Annotated in this window: 17 protein-coding genes; 3 read left to right on the top strand and 14 right to left on the bottom strand. The window is 73.7% G+C overall.

What is annotated here, in order from left to right; all coding sequences use genetic code 11:
* Positions 1-16 precede the first annotated feature (16 nt).
* The 4 genes from AC2A1K_RS19550 to AC2A1K_RS19535 are packed head-to-tail and all read right to left on the bottom strand — an operon-like array spanning position 17 to position 4,325.
* Complete coding sequence (locus AC2A1K_RS19550; protein ID WP_483897981.1) at positions 17-1,276, bottom strand: NAD(P)/FAD-dependent oxidoreductase; 1,260 nt, start codon at positions 1,274-1,276, stop codon at positions 17-19.
* Between the two features lies 1 nt (position 1,277).
* Complete coding sequence (locus AC2A1K_RS19545) at positions 1,278-2,426, bottom strand: thiolase family protein (RefSeq protein WP_483897980.1); 1,149 nt, start codon at positions 2,424-2,426, stop codon at positions 1,278-1,280.
* Between the two features lie 49 nt (positions 2,427-2,475).
* On the bottom strand, positions 2,476-3,342 hold the full coding sequence (locus AC2A1K_RS19540; RefSeq protein WP_483897979.1) for an alpha/beta fold hydrolase: 867 nt from the start codon (positions 3,340-3,342) through the stop codon (positions 2,476-2,478).
* Complete coding sequence (locus AC2A1K_RS19535) at positions 3,339-4,325, bottom strand: alpha/beta hydrolase (RefSeq protein WP_483897978.1); 987 nt, start codon at positions 4,323-4,325, stop codon at positions 3,339-3,341. The genes AC2A1K_RS19540 and AC2A1K_RS19535 overlap by 4 nt, the downstream gene beginning before the upstream one ends.
* A gap of 112 nt (positions 4,326-4,437) precedes the next feature.
* Here AC2A1K_RS19535 and AC2A1K_RS19530 point away from each other — a divergent pair, with 112 nt between their 5' ends.
* Positions 4,438-5,880, top strand: a complete 1,443-nt coding sequence (locus AC2A1K_RS19530; protein WP_483897977.1) for a wax ester/triacylglycerol synthase domain-containing protein — start codon at positions 4,438-4,440, stop codon at positions 5,878-5,880.
* Here the strand turns inward: AC2A1K_RS19530 and AC2A1K_RS19525 are convergent.
* The 5 genes from AC2A1K_RS19525 to AC2A1K_RS19505 form a co-directional block, all read right to left on the bottom strand.
* Positions 5,877-6,797: a TIGR03621 family F420-dependent LLM class oxidoreductase gene (locus tag AC2A1K_RS19525; RefSeq protein WP_483897976.1), complete on the bottom strand. Its 921-nt coding sequence runs from the start codon at positions 6,795-6,797 to the stop codon at positions 5,877-5,879. The genes AC2A1K_RS19530 and AC2A1K_RS19525 overlap by 4 nt on opposite strands.
* Positions 6,794-7,105, bottom strand: a complete 312-nt coding sequence (locus tag AC2A1K_RS19520) for a hypothetical protein (protein WP_483897975.1) — start codon at positions 7,103-7,105, stop codon at positions 6,794-6,796. Before AC2A1K_RS19520 ends, AC2A1K_RS19525 begins: the two co-directional genes overlap by 4 nt.
* Positions 7,102-7,338: a hypothetical protein gene (locus AC2A1K_RS19515; protein WP_483897974.1), complete on the bottom strand. Its 237-nt coding sequence runs from the start codon at positions 7,336-7,338 to the stop codon at positions 7,102-7,104. Before AC2A1K_RS19515 ends, AC2A1K_RS19520 begins: the two co-directional genes overlap by 4 nt.
* A gap of 22 nt (positions 7,339-7,360) precedes the next feature.
* Positions 7,361-8,386, bottom strand: a complete 1,026-nt coding sequence (locus tag AC2A1K_RS19510; RefSeq protein WP_483897973.1) for a C40 family peptidase — start codon at positions 8,384-8,386, stop codon at positions 7,361-7,363.
* A gap of 92 nt (positions 8,387-8,478) precedes the next feature.
* On the bottom strand, positions 8,479-9,492 hold the full coding sequence (locus AC2A1K_RS19505) for an SRPBCC family protein (RefSeq protein ID WP_483897972.1): 1,014 nt from the start codon (positions 9,490-9,492) through the stop codon (positions 8,479-8,481).
* A 129-nt stretch (positions 9,493-9,621) separates the two neighbouring features.
* Between AC2A1K_RS19505 and AC2A1K_RS19500 the strand changes: the two genes are divergently transcribed.
* Positions 9,622-11,133, top strand: coding sequence for a class I adenylate-forming enzyme family protein (locus tag AC2A1K_RS19500; RefSeq protein ID WP_483897971.1), 1,512 nt, complete (start codon positions 9,622-9,624; stop codon positions 11,131-11,133).
* Positions 11,134-11,141: 8 nt separating this feature from the next.
* Here the strand turns inward: AC2A1K_RS19500 and AC2A1K_RS19495 are convergent, their stop codons facing one another.
* The 5 genes from AC2A1K_RS19495 to AC2A1K_RS19475 form a co-directional block, all read right to left on the bottom strand.
* A complete protein-coding gene (locus AC2A1K_RS19495; protein WP_483897970.1) occupies positions 11,142-11,927 on the bottom strand; it encodes a MerR family transcriptional regulator in 786 nt (261 codons plus the stop codon).
* Positions 11,924-12,364, bottom strand: a complete 441-nt coding sequence (locus AC2A1K_RS19490) for a DUF6114 domain-containing protein (RefSeq protein WP_483897969.1) — start codon at positions 12,362-12,364, stop codon at positions 11,924-11,926. The genes AC2A1K_RS19495 and AC2A1K_RS19490 overlap by 4 nt, the downstream gene beginning before the upstream one ends.
* Complete coding sequence (locus tag AC2A1K_RS19485) at positions 12,355-12,993, bottom strand: DUF6230 family protein (protein WP_483897968.1); 639 nt, start codon at positions 12,991-12,993, stop codon at positions 12,355-12,357. The genes AC2A1K_RS19490 and AC2A1K_RS19485 overlap by 10 nt, the downstream gene beginning before the upstream one ends.
* A 136-nt stretch (positions 12,994-13,129) precedes the next feature.
* Positions 13,130-13,291, bottom strand: coding sequence for a hypothetical protein (locus AC2A1K_RS19480; RefSeq protein ID WP_483897967.1), 162 nt, complete (start codon positions 13,289-13,291; stop codon positions 13,130-13,132).
* Positions 13,288-14,451: an acyl-CoA dehydrogenase family protein gene (locus AC2A1K_RS19475; protein ID WP_483897966.1), complete on the bottom strand. Its 1,164-nt coding sequence runs from the start codon at positions 14,449-14,451 to the stop codon at positions 13,288-13,290. Before AC2A1K_RS19475 ends, AC2A1K_RS19480 begins: the two co-directional genes overlap by 4 nt.
* An 87-nt stretch (positions 14,452-14,538) precedes the next feature.
* Here AC2A1K_RS19475 and AC2A1K_RS19470 point away from each other — a divergent pair, with 87 nt between their 5' ends.
* A complete protein-coding gene (locus tag AC2A1K_RS19470) occupies positions 14,539-16,098 on the top strand; it encodes an aldehyde dehydrogenase family protein (RefSeq protein ID WP_483897965.1) in 1,560 nt (519 codons plus the stop codon).
* Position 16,099: the final 1 nt, after the last annotated feature.

Below are 16,099 nucleotides of genomic sequence, written 5' to 3'. Positions count from 1 at the left end.
AGAGCAGGAGCTGTGATCAGGCTGTCACCGCGGCAGCCTTCGCCTCCCGCGCCGCGCGGCGCTCGGCGGCGAGCTCGAGACCCTCGTCCCAGCTCGCACGCTTGCCGATCAGGCGGCGGTACTTCATGACCTCGGCGCGCATGTCGACGGCCAGTGCCCCGACGAGCCGCTCACCGGCACGGTAGATCGCCGTGAACGGGCCGTCGGTCTCGTCGCCCGCGACGACCTCGATCTCCACACCGTCGTCGGCGTGCGCGAGCCCGACGAACTGGACGCGGCTGTCGTACCAGTCCGACCAGAAGTACGGGACGGTCTCGTAGGCCTTCGCCGCCGTCGGGTCGAGCGCATTGCGGGCGGCGCGGGCGCCCTGCTCGGCGGCCGAGGTCCAGTGCTCGAGGCGCATCGGGGCCGCGCAGACGTCGCCGAACAGCGCGTTCGGCCAGCGAGCCACGTCGCCGGCGACGTACACGCCGGGCGCGGCCGCGAGCGTCGCGTCGGCGACCACACCGTCGTCGAGCGTCAGCCCCGAGCCCTCGAGCCAGCCCGTGGCCGGCGCGGCACCGATGCCTACGACCAGCACGTCGGTGTCGAGCTCGGTCCCGTCGCCCAGGCGCACGCCGGTGACCCGATCGTCCCCGAGAACGCGTTCCACCGAGACCCCGGCTCGCACCCGGGTGCCGTGCCGCTCGTGCACGCGCGTCAGCGCACGTCCCATGCGCTCGCCCACGGCGCGGACGAGCGGCGTCCCCAGCGCCTCGACGATCGTGACCTCGAGACCCAGCTTGCGGCCGACCGCGGCCACCTCGGAGCCGATGAACCCGGCGCCCACGACGGTGAGGCGCCGCGCGTGCTCGGCGCGCAGCGCGGCGCGCAGGGCGATCGCGTCGTCGAGGCTGCGCACGGTGTGCACGCCGGCCAGGCCCTCGGTGCCCGGCAGGCTCCGGGCGTGCGCGCCGGTGGCGATCACCAGGCCGTCGTAGGACAGCGTGCGGTCGCCGACCGTGACGGTGCGGGCCGCGGTGTCCAGCGCGGAGGCGGGCGTGCCGAGCACCGTCTCGACGTCGAGGTCGCCGACGAAGGTCTCCTCGGCGCGGTAGCGCGGGTCGGGGCACTCGTCGGCCGCGAGGTACTCCTTCGACAGCGGGGGCCGGTCGTAGGGCACGTGCTCCTCGGCCCCGACCAGCGTCACGTCGCCGTCGAATCCGTCGTTGCGGACGGCCTCCACCGCGCGCAGCCCGGCCAGCGAGGCGCCGACGACGACCAGTCCACCGGCCACCTCAGATCAGCTCCAGGATCGTGGCGTTGGCCTGCCCGCCGCCCTCGCACATCGTCTGTAGGCCGTAGCGCAGCCCGTGATCGCGCATGTGGTGCACGAGCGTCGTCATGAGGCGCGCGCCCGAGCCGCCGAGCGGGTGGCCCAGGGCGATCGCGCCGCCGTTCGGGTTCAGCGCCTTGGCGTCGGCCCCGAGCTCGGCGAGCCACGCCAGCGGGACCGGGGCGAACGCCTCGTTGACCTCGAACGCGCCGATCTCGTCGAGGCGCAGGCCCGAACGCTCCAGGGCCTTCACCGTCGCCGGGATGGGGGCGGTCAGCATGATCACCGGGTCGGCCCCGGCGAGGACCGCGGTGTGCACCCGGGCCAAGGGGCGCAGGCCGAGCTGCGCGGCCTTCTCGCTGGTGGTCATCAGCAGGGCCGCGGCGCCGTCGGAGATCTGCGAGCTGTTGCCCGCGGTGACCACCCCGCCCTCGGGGCGGAACACGGTCTTGAGACCGGCGAGCTTCTCGAGCGTGCCGCCGCGCCGGACACCCTCGTCCGCGCCGGCGACCGTGCCGTCCGGCCGCACGACCGGGTGCAGCTGAGCGTCGAACCGGCCGTCGTCCTGGGCGGCGGCGGCCTTCTCGTGGGACGCGAGGGAGAACTCGTCGAGCTGGGTGCGAGTGAACCCCCACCGCTGCGCGATCATCTCAGCGCCGACGCCCTGGTTCGGCGACTGCTCGCCGTAGCGGGCGTGGAAGCGCGGCCCGAACGGGCCGGCGCCCTGCGACGAGCTGCCCATCGGCACCCGCGACATCGACTCGACACCGCCGGCCACCACGACGTCGTACTGCCCGGCGACGAGACCCGCCGCGGCGAAGTGCACGGACTGCTGCGACGACCCGCACTGCCGGTCGACGGTCACGCCCGTCACGGTCTCGGGCCAGCCGGCCGCGAGCGCGGCATTGCGCGCGATGTCGAGGGTCTGCTCCCCGGCCTGCGACACGCAGCCCCAGACCACGTCGTCGACCACGGCCGGGTCGACGCCCGCCCGGGTGGCCAGACCCTCCAGGACGTGGGCCGAGAGGTCGACCGGGTGCACCCCGGACAGGCCGCCGTCCCGCTTCCCCACCGGCGTCCGTACCGCCTCGACGATGACCGCGTCACGCATCGGAGAGCTCCTTTCGTGCCACCTCGGCGTAATCTAACAGTTTAAGGTTTTACCCGGCCAGCCTGTCGTCCAGGAAGTCGGTCAGCGCGTCCGCGAAGACGTCGTTGTCGTCGCCCGCGACCATGTGCCCGGCGCCGGCGACGTCGACGTGCCGGGCACCGGGTACCAGCTCGACCAGCTCGCGGGCGCCCTCGGGGCTCACGACCCGCGACTGGGTGCCCCGGACGAGCAGGGTCGGCACCCGCAGGGACCGCGCCGCCTCGTACGCCCGCCGGGCGTTCTCCTCCCGCGTCGCCAGGTCGGTCTGGCGGCCATCGAGCAGGCGCGGGTCCCAGTGCCAGTACCACCGACCGCCGCGCCGGCGCAGGTTACGACGCAGGCCCTCCGGGCGCGGGGGCCGCGGCCGGTCGGGGTTGTAGGCGGCGACCGCGTCGGCAGCCTCGTCCAGCGACGCGAAGCCCTCGGTGCCCGACCGCATGAAGTCGGTGACCTCGTCGACGCCGGCCTGCTCGGTGGTCGGGGCGACGTCGACGAGGACGAGCGCGCGGGCGAGGTCCGGGTGCTCCCCGAGCGCGAGCAGCGAGGTCATGCCGCCGAGGGATGCGCCGACGAGGACCGGGGCTTCGCCGAGGTCCTCGGTCACGGCCTCCAGGTCGCCGACCAGGGCGTCGAGGCTGTAGTCGCCGTCGGGCGCCCAGTCGCTGTCGCCGTGTCCGCGGATGTCGACCGCGACCGCCGCCCACCCGGCCTCGCCGAGACGCGCGCCGGTGTCCTGCCAGGAGTGCCGGGTCTGGCCGCCTCCGTGCAGCAGCAGCACCGTCCCGCGGGGATCGCCGGAGGGCTCCCACCGGTCCCCCGCCAGCCGGACGCCGTCGCCGGGGAGCATGACGGAGGTCGCTGACGTCACGGCGCTCACGCCGCGCGCACCGTGGGACCAGCGCCTCGCACCAACGACCGCACGCGCAGGCCGAGGTCGCGGATCGAGGCGGTCGCCTCGGGGATCGCGGGCGCGAAGGACTGGAACACGTGCTGCTGGCGCTCCCAGAGCTGCAGCACCGTCTCGACGCCCGCGTCGGCGAGCCGACCTGCCATCGCTTCGGCGTCCGGCGCGACCACCTCCGTGGAGCCTGCCGTGAGCACCGCGGGCGGGAGACCGGTGAGGTCCGCGCGCACCGGCGAGACGGCCGGGTCGGCGGGATCGGCACCGCCCAGGACCCCGGCGACGAGGCGTTCGAACGCCGCCACGGCACCGAGCGGGTCGTGGTCCGGATCGCCGCCCCGTCCCCCGAGACCCAGGTCGAGCGCCCCGGACAGGCTCACGACGCCGGCGGGCAGTGGCAGGCCCCGGTCGCGGGCACGCAGCGCCGTCGCGAACGCGAGGTGCCCCCCGGCCGAGTCGCCCATCACGACCACCCGGCCCGCGGGGACGCCGAGCGCGAGCAGACCCTCGTAGGCGGCGAGGCAGTCGGCGATCTCCTCGTCGAAGGCGACCTCGGGGACCATCCGGTAGTCGACCGACAGCGCCGGGTTCCCCGCGGCGGACGAGAGGCGGGCGACGAGCGCCCGGTGGCTGGACGGGCCGCCGATGAACCAGCCGCCGCCGTGCAGGTAGAGCAGGACGGCGTCGCCGGTCCCGGCGACGCCGGGACCGCGCACCCACTCCGCGGCGCCCCCGCCGACGCGCGTCCGTGACACACGGGAGCCCCGCGGAACGGGGAAGCGCCCGATCATCCGGTCGGCGGACGCGGCGAACGCTCGCATGGTCTCGGGACTGGCCGCCGCGCTGCCGATCTGCTCGAAGAGCCGGCGCATCATCGGCGCCAGGGCGCGCTCGGCCACACGGGACCGCGCGCTCGCCGGCCCGCGGCGCTCGACGGTCAGCGCGCTCTTCCCTCCCACGCTCGATGTCACGCCTGCCGTCACGAGCCCTCCACACGCCGAATGATCCATGGCATAGTCCCTACAACCTTAAGGTTTTTGACACGCCACCGCAGGCTCGGGGGTCGGCAGCATGACCACGACGGCAGACGACAGCGACGCCATCCCGGGTCGGGGTGGCAGTACTCCACTCAGCGCATTCGAGACGTCGATGTGGCGCTCGGAGGTCGATCCGTCGCTCTGCATGACGGCGATGGTCGGCGAGCAGCTCGACCGCGTGCCCGACTGGGACCGTCTGGTCTCGGCGCACGAGTGGGCAGTGCGCGTCGCCCCGCGCCTGCGCCAGCGCGTGGTCGAACCGCCACTGGGCCTCGGCGCCCCACGGTGGAGCGACGATCCCGACTTCGACCTGCACTACCACCTGCGGCGCCAGCGGATCCCCGACGGCGGCGGGTGGCCGGAGCTCTACGAGGCGATCGCTCAGGTCGGGATGACGCCGCTGGACCGGCACCGCCCGCCCTGGGAGGCGGTGCTGTTCGAGGGCCTGCCCGACGGCCGCGCGATGTTCCTGCTCAAGCTCCACCACGCCATGACCGACGGCATGGGCGCGATGGCCCTGCTCACCCGTCTGCACTCCCGGAGACGCGCACACGACCCGAACAAGTCGGCGCCCCCGCCCTCCCCGCCGGAGACCGTGACGCCGTGGGGCGCGCTCGGCGCCCAGCTCCGCCACGACCTCACCGCCGTTCCCACGCTGCTGCGCGACGCGGGCGCGGGCATCGCGTCGGCCCTGGCCGACCCCGTCACGTCGGTCCGCGACGGCGCCGCCTACGTCGAGTCGCTGACACGCGTGCTCGGTCCCACCGAGGGCGGCCCGTCACCCTTGCTCGCCGCCCGCAGCCGGCAGTGGGCGCTGGCGGCCGTCGACGTGCCGTTCGCGGACCTGCGCGCCGCCGGCAAGGCCGCCGGTGGCTCGTTCAACGACGCCTTCCTGGCCGCCGTGCTCGGCGGTTTCCGCCGTTACCACGAGCGGTTGGGCGCGGACATGGTGGACGCGATCCCGACCACCGTGCCGGTCTCGCTGCGCAGCAAGGGCGACGTCGACACCGGCAACAACATCGCCACCGTCCAGGTCGCGGGCCCCGTGCGCACCGTCGACCCGGCCAAGCGCATCGAGGAGGTCCGCACCGTGATGCGGGCCGCGCGTGACGAGCCGGCCGCCAACATCATCGGCACGCTCTCCCCCGCCGTCGCGCGCCTGCCCGGGCCGGTCATCGCCGGGCTGTCGGGCTCGATGGCCAAGAGCAACGACCTGCAGGCGAGCAACGTCCCCGGGGTCGCCGCGGGCTCGCACATCGCGGGAGCGCGCATCGAGCGCATGTACGGCTTCGGCCCCCTGCCGGGGTGCGCCGTCATGGCGGTCATGGTGACGTACGAGGACGTCGGGTGCATCGGCGTCACGGTCGACCGCGCCTCGGTGACCGACCCCGACCTGTTCCGACAGTGCCTCGTCGAGGGCTGCGACGAGGTCCTCACGCTGCACCACGGCGCGGGCAGCGCCGTCGCGCGCCTCTAACGGCCGGCCAGGGCGCCCACCACGGGCGCCACGGCGTCGAGGTGGTCGGCGGGAACGCTGACGAAGCTGATCCCGGTGGCCGCCCGCAGGGCGCACAGCTGCTCGGCCATCGCGTCCGGTGTGCCGACCAGCACGCTCGGGACCTCACGGACCTGCTCCGGCGCGACGTCGTAGGCACGCGCGACCCGGGGCACGCGGGGATCGTCCTCGGCGAGCACCGCGGTCAGCGTGGTGTGCAGCTCGATGGGCCTCCCGGCGGCGTGCTCCCGGACAGCCGCGGCGCGCTCGGCGACGGCGGGCAGGGTCGCCGTGCGCGCTGAGGCCGAGCCGATCCGCCCGGAACGCATGTCGGGGGCGATGCTGACGATGTCGGCGTGCTCGGCGGCGAGGCGCAGCACCCGCGGGCCCCCGCCCCCGACCAGCAGCGGCACCGGGACGCCGCGGGCGCCCGCCCCGTTCGCGAGCCCCTCCACGGTGACAGCCGTGCCGCGGTACGTCGCGGGCTCGCCTGCCCAGCACGCGCGCAACGCGGCGAGGGTCTCCGCGAGGACGTCGAGGCGCTCACCCGGCGGCGGCTGGGGTCGCCCGGCGACCTCGTGGTCGGCGGCCATCCAGCCCGCGCCGAGCCCGAGCTCCAGGCGGTCGCCGCTGATGGCGGCCAGCCACGCCGCCTCCCGGGCGAGCTCGGGGACCGACACTGCGGTGGCGTCGAGGACGAGCGTCCCGAGCCGTAGGGCCGATGACCACGCGGCGGCGGTGGCCAGCGCGGTCAGGGGCGGCGGCGACGGGAGGCTCGCGTGGTGCGCAACCTGCAGGACGGCATAGCCTGCGTCCTCGGTGCGCCGCACGAGCGACGGCCACTCGGACCACGGCGTGCTCCCGGACTCGACCAGACCGAAGCGGAACGGTCGGGTCACGCGCTGCGGGGCGCAGGCAGGAACGGCGCGTCGCAGACGGCGTGGTGCTGGAAGAACCCCTCGCCGCGGCACTGCGACGGCGTGCGGACGGCGACGACCGCCGCGGTGTACGGGTTCACGAGGAACGGCCCGCCCTCGCGCGGGAGCGGGTCGAGGACCACGACCGACCCGTCGGGAAGGCCGCACCGGTACACGATCGCGCCGCAGGCACGGCAGAACGTGCGCGCCTCGGTCTCGCGTGTGGTGCTGTGCGTGGAGACGTGCGAGGTGACGGGTGCGCGGCGAGGGCGGCGCAAGGGGCGGGTCATGAGGCGCTCCGGGGGTGTCGGTCCGATCGTTCGGCGGCGGCGGTGATGGCGGCGAGCTCGCGCAGGAGCAGCTCGCGAGAGACGTAGGTGGTCTGCGAGAGACGACGCAGAGCCACGCGGGTGCGCAGGTCTGCGCCGTAGGTCTCGGCCGCCACGAGGAGCTCCCAGCGGTGCACCGGGAAGCGGACGGCGTTGAGGACCGGCGAGAGCCGGTGGTCCGGGGGTGCGCTCATCACAGGTCCTTCCGCGAGACGGTCAGAGGGTGATCCGGCGGATGCCGGTGAGGTTGGAGCGCACGTCGGAGACCTTGACGACGTCGCCGGACTGGGGTGCTTCGAGGAACTTGTCGTCCCCGACGTAGAACCCGACGTGGGTGACCGGGTCGTTGAAGAACAGCAGGTCCCCGGGCCGGGCGTCGGGCATCGACACCGGGATGCCGACCAGGGCCTGCTGGCGGCTCACCCGGGGCAGCCCGACCCCGACCTGCCGGTAGGCCCACTGCACCAGCCCGGAGCAGTCGTAGGTGCGCGGCCCGGTGGCGCCCCACAGGTAGGGCTTGCCCTGCTGGGTCAGCGCGACCCGCAGCGCCTCGATCGCGATCCCCGAGCCGGGGATGGTGGTGGGGAAGTTCGTGGTGCCCCCGCCGCGCAGCGCGGCCAGCGTGGCCGGGTCGGCGTCGGCGAGCGCGTCCTGGGCCGCGGCGACCTCGCGGTCGGCGTCGTCCTGCCGTCGGTCGGCGTCGTCGGCGGTGCGTGCCGCGTCGGCGGTGGAGCGCTCGGCGTCGCGGGCGCGGGACCCGGCGTCACGCTCGGCGGTCTCGGCGGCGGTGGTGGCGTCGAGGAAGCGCTGCACGTGGCGCTGGTTCTCGGTGGCGATGGTGTCGAGCAGGGTGGTGCGCTCGAGGTAGGCCTGCGGGGACTCGCTGGCCAGCAGCGCGGCGAGCGGGTCGAGCTGCCCGCCCTGGTAGGCGGCGCGGGCGAGCTGGTCGACCTCGACGAAGGCGACCTCGCGGGCGGCGCGGGCCTCGTCGGCGGCCGCGCGGGCGCTGCGGGCCTCGCGGCGGGTGCGGTCGGCCTCGCCGCGGCGCACCCGCAGCTGCTCGGCCGCCTCCAGCGACGCCTCGGTGGCCTCGGCCGCGCGGGCGTTGGCCGCAGCGAGCGCGGCGACCGCCTCGGACACCCCGGGCGGCACGATCGGATCCGCCACCGCCGGGGCGGGGGGCACCGCGAGGACCGCTCCCAGCAGGACCACGACGAACCCCCAGGGACCACGACGACCCATCGACGGACCTTTCTCAGCACCGGCGCTTCGTCGAGGTAACGAGCGAGTGACGAGACAGGTGACGTCGAGTGTATCGCTGTTTCACCCGAAGTTCACGCCAGGAGCACTCCGAGCTCGCGGCGGAAGATCTGGTTCACCGATTCGTTGCGCCCGAGGAGCATCTCACCGGCGTCCGCGCTCGCGAGCGCGGACTGGGAACCGCGCAAGATCGGGAAGTCCTCGTCGAGCAGCACCGCCACGAGGATCGACCAGTTCTTCTCCCACAGCCGCGTCCAGCGCTCGGGGCTCATCCCGCTGGCCTCGAGGGTCGGCACGAGCAGGCGCATCTCCATGCGGCACCGGCCGGGTTCGGTCGGGTGCGGGCGGAAGGTCAGCAGCTCGTAGTGGTCGTCGGGCTGGCGCAGCAGGGTGCTGTTGGGCAGCAGGAAGTGCCCGTCGATGACGTCGGTGGCGAGGTCGTGGTCGCCCGGGTCCTCGGCCAGCCAGCGGTCGATCGACTTGCGCGGGCTGCACATCCGGACGTGCCGGCCGAAGTCCTCGACGGTCTGGACGTTGGTGTGGACGTGCCTCGCCGCGGTCCGCGGGTGGGCGTACTGGATGTGGTAATTGTCGATGAACGCGTCCTGCATGAGCTTCCAGTTGGCGGGCTCGTCGAAGCCGTCCCCGCGGTAGAGGACGAGGTCCTCGAGCCGGTAGCCCGCGAGCACGGCGTCCATCTCCGCGCCGAGCCACTCGGCGACGTCGATCTCCGCGCCGGGGTGGTCGACCAGCCAGATCAGGCCGTGGCGCTCCTCGACCGGGAGCTCTGCTCCTCCGGTCACGGCCCGCGCGTCGAGCGAGCCGTCCTCGCGCCGCGTCAGGACGACCTCGTGGTTCGGCATGACGCACCGCAACGTGTCGTCGGGTGCCGCGACCTCGGTGGCGTGCGCGGCGATCGAGGGCACCCGCCCGAAGACCCGCTCCCGCTCGCGGCGGGCGATCTCCGGGTCGGTGAAGTCCCGCGGGCCGAACCGCACGACGTCGGCGAGTTCGTCTGTCGTGCCCGCTCGAAGATGGTCGAGCGTGATGCGGATGCGCTCGTCGCGCGCGGTGCCGGGCCGGGGCATCGGAGGTCCTCCTCGTCCGGAGATCGCCTGTCCGGGATGTCGGATGTGGCGCTTGACACGTCTAAATCTACGTCCTTAAGTTTCTTCCTCGCCAGACCGCGCCGAGGCCTACCGATCCAGGAGAACGCCGTGACCGAGCTCGTGACCGACGGCCTGTCCGCGTGGGCGCAGCAGGCGCCGGACCGTCCCGCGATCGTCTTCGACGGCCACGACACGGTCACCTACGCCGAACTCGATCGCTGGACCGACGCGGCCGCCCGTCGCCACGCCGCCGCCGGCCTCCGGGCCGGTGAGCGCGTCGGCATCATCGGCGCGAACAGCCTGGAGTGGGTGGTCGCCGCGATCGGGGCGCTCAAGCTCGGCGGGGTCGTCGTCCCGCTGAACAACCGGTTCACGCCCGACGAGCTGCGCTACCTGCTCACCGACGCCGAGCCGCGCTTCGCACTGACCGACGTCGATCACCGCGACCGGATCCACGCCGCCGCGGAGGGCACGCCGGTGACCGTCGAGGCGCTCGGGGAGTTCAGCGGGCTGCGGACCGTCGCCGGCGACCCCGTCGAGCGCCCGGACGCCGGCCCCGACGACGTCTCCCAGATCGTCTACACGAGCGGGACGACGTCACGGCCGAAGGGCGTGGTGTTCACCCACCGCAGCACCTTCAACCTCATCGCGGACTTCGCGGTCGCCGAGCCCGCCCTGCGCCCCGGCGCGCGGATCATCTACCTGCTGTCGATGTCGGGGGCGCCGGGCCTGCTCTGGCACATCCTGCACCCGCTGACCCGCGGCGCCACGATCTTCTACGAGCGCGGCTTCGAGCCCCGCACGGCGCTGCGCCGCCTCGCCGAGGAGCGGATCCAGGTGATGGCCGGCGTCCCCGTGCTGTTCGAACAGCTCGCCGCCCTCCCCGACTTCGCCGACGCCGACCTGTCCTCCCTCGAGCTCGTCACCATCGCCGGGGCGCGTGCCCAGGTGACGACGATCCGGGCGTGGCTGGACAAGGGCATCCCACTGCGTCAGGCCTACGGGATGACCGAGCTCGGCGGCATCTCGTCGATCAACCCGCCCGACCAGGCGCTGACCCGCCCCGAGTCGTTCGGTCGCGGCACGGTGTTCAACCGCCACCGCGTGGTGCGTCCCGACGGCACCGACTGTGACGCCGAGGAGCCGGGCGAGATCGTGGTCGCCGGGCCCGGCGTCACGCCCGGATACTGGCGCAACGAGCAGGCCTACGCCGACGTCATGCGCGACGGCTGGTTCCACAGCGGCGACCTCGGCATCCGGGACGCGGATGGCTTCATCCGGATCGTCGACCGCGTCAAGGACATCATCATCACCGGCGGCTACAACGTCGCGCCCTCGGAGATCGAGGCCGTCGTGGCCGACATGGCCGGCGTCCGCGAGGTGTGCGTGATCCCGGCCGCCGACCCCAAGTTCGGCGAGACGCCGGCTGCCGTGGTGCACGCCGATCCCGAGGTCACCGGCGAGGCCGTCGTCGCCTGGTGCGAGAAACGGCTGGCGAAGTACAAGGTGCCGCGCCACGTGGTGTTCCAGGACGAGCCGCTCGAGCGGATGGCGAGCGGCAAGATCGCCCGTCGGCGCATCCGGGACGCGCACCCGGAACTGGCGGTCGCGCCGGTCTGATGATCTGATCAGCCGCTCGAGGCGCCGGCGTCGCCGGAGCCCAGGTGCGGAGCGAGCCGGGCGATGTAGTCGTCGAGCACGGTGTCGAGGTGGCGGTCGAGGGCCTGGTCGAGGGCGGCGTGGGCGGCCTCGGTGGTCAGCGGGCGGATGCGGTCGAGGTAGTCGGCCATCGCCGGGATCTCGTCGGTCGTCGGCATCCCGTCGGCGTCGCGGCCGCCGAGGAGGTGGTCGGTCATGATCTCCACGAGCCCGCGTGCGGTGTCGTCGATGGTGTTCTGGATCTCGGTGCCCAGCGCGAGGAGTGCCCCGGTCGGCGCACCGGCGGCGACGAGACCGCGGGCAGCGGCGAGCAGACGTGGGCTCGGCACCCGATAGACCTGCTCACCGTCGCCCTCGTGTACCAGGCCGATCTCGATCGCGGTCTCGACCAGCTCGTCGGGCTCCGGGGTCTCGCCGTGCGCGCCGGTCAGGAGGCCGACGAGCTCCGTGCGGGTGATCGTGTCGGGGAGCTCGCGGGTGAAGATGCCCGAGACCGCCTGCTCGAGGCCGAGGATCCCGGTGAGATCGCGTCCGCGCTCCCAGGCGGTGACAAGTTCCGTGATGTTGCTGATCGTGTAGCCGCGCCCGAGCAGGCGGCCGATCAGGTGCAGGCGCGCCAGGTGGGCATCGCCGTAGACGCCGACGCGACCCACGCGTCGCGGCGCGGGCAGCAAACCGCGTTCCTGGTAGGACCGCACGTTGCGCACCGTGCTGCCGGCGGCCTGCGCGAGCTCGTCGATCCGGTACTCGGTCATCGCGACGGCCACCGTAGGCGAGTCCGCCCGGGGCGGGCGATCGGGCGCGTCGCATCCCCGTCCGACGCGATACCGACCGGCGACCACGCGAACCCGAGCGCCCCGCCGACCACGCCGAGCGCGAGTCCCAGACCGAGGCCCCCGACGTTCGTGGTCACCAGCGAGGCCACCGCGACGAGCACGGCGGCCACGCCGGCGAAGGCGTGGCTGCGCGGCTGCAGCAGCAGGAACAGACCCAGCACGACGAGCGCGCACCCGAACAGGAAGCCCGAGGTGCCGGCGAGACCGGGCAGCAGCACGACGGCGAGCGACCCGCCGGGGATCAGCAGCAGGCACGCGCCCGAGCTCATCGTCAGGACCGCACCCGCGAGCGGACGACTGCGCCACCCGTGCCGACGGACCGGGCGGGACGAGCGGTGTGCGGCGGTCAGGGGCACGGGCGCTCCTCCCGCCCCACGCGAACGTCCGCGCCGCTGAGCGCGAGCTGGTCGACCGTCGCCCACCGCGCGGTCGCGCTCAGGTCGACCGCCAGGCCCTCGGCGGTGAGCGGGAGCCCGCCGGTCGACGCGTCGATCGGGGTGCCGTCCTCGGCGGCACGCTCGTGGTTGAGCTCGATCCGGCGCCCCAGCGCGCCGAGCCCGTCGACGCTCTGCAGCGCGAACTGGAAGCTGTCCGCGGTGACCTCGCGGTCGGATGGGGTCGTGGCTCGGAACGTATAGGTACCCACCGGGGTGTCGACGCTGCTCGAGGCGCAGAGCCCCGCCAGCCGGACTCGACGCAGGTCGACGACGACCACCGGCCGCCGCGTGCCGTCGTCGTCCTGCACGAACGAGGGGAACGTCCCGAACGCCTCGGTACCGACCCGCTCGGCGGTGATCTTCAGCGACTGCGAGCCCTCCATCGCCAGCGCGACCGGCACCGCACCGGTGACCGCGCCGAGCGCCAGCGCGCCCACCGCGATCAGCGCCGGGACCAGCACCAGCAGGAACCGCCGCCCCACGTGCCGTCCCGGCGGCGTCCGCCGGTGGCTCACGACCTCGGGCCAGTCCCGCGGGTCGACCTCCATACCCCACTCCCCTTGCCATCGTCTTCCGTGCCATTGATAACGAGACCAGTGATCAATGGTGACGATGCCGCAGCGAGGGCCCGTCCAACGGGACCGCGGCTCGGCGGCAGTCGAGCCCTGCGCCCGAGATCGGCGGTCAGACGCCCTCGTCGAACCGCGCGCGATGCTCGAGCCGCCCGAAGGGTGGTGCGACGGTCCGCGGCGGGGCGGGTCGTGAACGGCGGCCCAGGGCCGGCGCGAGCTCGGCCGGGTCGCGGCCGGAGTCGGCCTGGACGACCTGCGCGGGCCGGCCGATCACGCCGTCGGTACCGCGCGGGCGAGGTCGCGGCCGACGATCTCCTTCATCACCTCGTTCGTGCCACCGTAGATGCGCTGCACCCGGGCGTCGCGAAACAGGCGCGCGATGGGGTACTCGAGCATGTAGCCGTACCCGCCGTGCAACTGCACGCCGCGGTCGACCACGCGCCACTGCATCTCGGTGGCCCAGTACTTGGCCTTGGCCGCGTCGACCGCCGTGAGCGTCCCCGCGTCGAGCGCGCGGATGCAGCGGTCGATGTACGCGCGACAGACCTCGACCTCGGTGGCGATCTCGGCGACCGCGTGGGAGATCGTCTGCATGCCCGCCAGCGGGGCGCCGAAGGCCTCGCGGGTGCGCACGTGCTCGAGCGTCCAGTCCAGAGCGGCCTCGGCCGAGGTCTGGGCGGCGACGGCGATGCCGAGTCGCTCGCGCGGCAGGTTACGCATGAGCGACGGCAGACCGTCGCCGACCTCGCCGAGCCGGTCGGCGTCCGGGACGCGGGCGTCGTCGAAGAACAGCTCGGCGGTGTCCTGCGCCGCAAGCCCGACCTTGTCGAGCTTGCGCCCGCGCCGGAAGCCCGGAGTGTCGTTCCCGACGACGAAGAGCGTGAAGCCGCGCCCGCCCGCGTCCGGATCGGTCTGCGCCACGACGACCACCAGGTCGGCGAGCATCCCGCTGGTGATGAACGTCTTCGAGCCGTTGAGGACCCACTCGTCCCCCTCACGGCGGGCCGAGGTGCGCATGCCGCGCAGGTCGCTGCCCGCGCCGGGCTCGCTCATCGCGATCGCCGCGATCGTCTCGCCGGTCGCGAACCCCGGCAGCCACCGCGCCTGCTGCTCCTCGGTCGCCAGGCCGAGGAGGTAGCCGAGCACGATGTCGTCGTTGGTCGCGAATCCCGACTGCAACGACGACGCCCCGACGCGGGCGAGCTCCGCGCAGACGACGAAGCGGAACCGGAAGTCGTCGACCCCCGCGCCCCCGAAGCGCTCCGGGACCTGCAGGCCGAGCAGGCCCTGCTTGCCCGCGGCGTGCCACACGTCACGGTCGATGAGGCGCTCGTCCTCCCAGCGGTCGAGGTGCGGCTCCACCTCCCGGCGCACGAACTCGCGCACCGTACCGCGGTAGTCCTCGTGGTCCCGATCGAGCAGATCGCTCTCCACAGCGGCAACCTCCTTGTCCTCACCGAAAGGCTTTAGATAACATCGTGCCCGACGCTCGGAGGTCCCACCACCGTCGGAGGGCGACACGTGACGACAGAGCAGCAGGAGATCGTCTCGACGGCAACCGCCGGCCCGCCGCGGCTCGAGGTGCACTGCCCCGCCGACGGCAGCGTCGTCGACACGCTGCCGGTCGCGACGGCCGAGGACGTCGCCCGCGAAGCGGCGGTGCTGCGCGCGGCGCAGCCGGCGTGGGAGGAGCTCGGGCCGAAGAAGCGCTCGGGGTACGTCCTGCGCTGGCTGGACTGGATCCTCGACCATCAGGACCGGCTGGTCTCGCTCGCCCAACTCGAGTCCGGCAAGTCCTGGGGCGACGCCGCGTTCGAGACGCTGATCGCCACCGAGATCACCAACTACTACACGCGCCACGCCGCGAAGTTCCTCGCGCCGCGCTCCTCGCTGCCGCACGGTCCCGCCTCGGCCACCAAGCGCCTGAAGGTCCGCCCGCGCCCGCATCAGCTCGTCGGCGTGATCACGCCGTGGAACGGGCCGATCGGCACCCAGGCCATGGACGCCATCCCCGCGCTGATCGCGGGCGCCGCGGTCCTGAGCAAGCCCTCCGAGGTCACCCCGCTGTCCTGGACCGAGCTGGTCCGCGCGTGGCGCGAGGAGATCGGCGCCCCACCGGTGCTCGGTGTCGTCAACGGGTACGGCCCCACCGGCGCCGCGGTCGTCGACGAGGTCGACATGATCAGCTTCACCGGCTCCACGGCGACCGGGCGGCGGATCGCCGCCCGCGCCGGCGAGCGCCTCATTCCGGCGAGCCTCGAGCTCGGCGGCAAGGACGCGATGGTCGTCCTCGCCGACGCCGACGTCGACCGCGCCGTCGGGGCGGCCGTCTGGGGCGGGCTGCACAACGCCGGGCAGGCGTGCATCTCCGTCGAGCGGATCTACGTCGAGGCGGCGGTGTACGACGAGTTCGTCGCCAAGCTCGTCGATCGCGTGTCGGCCGTGCGCACCGGGATGGACGACGCCGGGGCCTACGAGACCGACATCGGGGCGATCGCCACCGAGAACCAGATCGAGATCGTCGAGCGCCACGTCCGCGACGCCCTCGCCAAGGGGGCGACGGCCCTGACCGGCGGGAAGCGCCGCGAGGACGGCCTGTTCTACGAGCCGACGGTGCTCGTCGACGTCGACCACACGATGGCCTGCATGCGCGAGGAGACCTTCGGCCCGACGTTGCCCGTGATGCGGGTGGACGACGAGGCCGAGGCGCTGCGCCTGGCCAACGACTCGCCCTACGGGCTGTCGTCCAGTGTGTTCAGCCGCGACGCCGACCGCGCCGAGCGCGTGGCCGAGCGCCTCGAGGCCGGCGCGGTGAACATCAACAACGTCCTCATGGCCGCCTTCCAGCTGCCGCTGCCGATGGGCGGCTGGAAGCAGTCGGGCGTCGGGTCCCGCTTCGGCGGCGCCCACGGGCTGCTCAAGTACTGCCGGGAGCAGTCCGTCGTCTCCGAGCGGGTGCGGATGAGGGCCGAGCCGCACTGGTACCCCTACGTGGCGAGCAAGAGCCGCACCCAGGCGAAGATCGCGCGCTTCCTCGGCGCGCACGACTGGCGGCGCCGTCTCGGGCGTTCCTCCCAGTGAC

This window comes from Actinomycetospora sp. 2LY8.5 (assembly GCF_057180585.1).
The sequence above is the reverse complement of the archived record's forward strand: the minus strand, read 5'-3'. Positions and strand labels throughout refer to the sequence as shown.

Excerpts from the sequence above, each read along its gene's own strand:
- AC2A1K_RS19545 (WP_483897980.1), bottom strand. The coding sequence starts at position 2,426 with ATGCGTGACGCGGTCATCGTCGAGGCGGTACGGACGCCGGTGGGGAAG.
- AC2A1K_RS19530 (WP_483897977.1), top strand. The coding sequence starts at position 4,438 with ATGACCACGACGGCAGACGACAGCGACGCCATCCCGGGTCGGGGTGGC.
- AC2A1K_RS19520 (WP_483897975.1), bottom strand. The coding sequence starts at position 7,105 with ATGACCCGCCCCTTGCGCCGCCCTCGCCGCGCACCCGTCACCTCGCAC.
- AC2A1K_RS19515 (WP_483897974.1), bottom strand. The coding sequence starts at position 7,338 with ATGAGCGCACCCCCGGACCACCGGCTCTCGCCGGTCCTCAACGCCGTC.
- AC2A1K_RS19510 (WP_483897973.1), bottom strand. The coding sequence starts at position 8,386 with ATGGGTCGTCGTGGTCCCTGGGGGTTCGTCGTGGTCCTGCTGGGAGCG.
- AC2A1K_RS19505 (WP_483897972.1), bottom strand. The coding sequence starts at position 9,492 with ATGCCCCGGCCCGGCACCGCGCGCGACGAGCGCATCCGCATCACGCTC.
- AC2A1K_RS19495 (WP_483897970.1), bottom strand. The coding sequence starts at position 11,927 with ATGACCGAGTACCGGATCGACGAGCTCGCGCAGGCCGCCGGCAGCACG.
- AC2A1K_RS19485 (WP_483897968.1), bottom strand. The coding sequence starts at position 12,993 with ATGGAGGTCGACCCGCGGGACTGGCCCGAGGTCGTGAGCCACCGGCGG.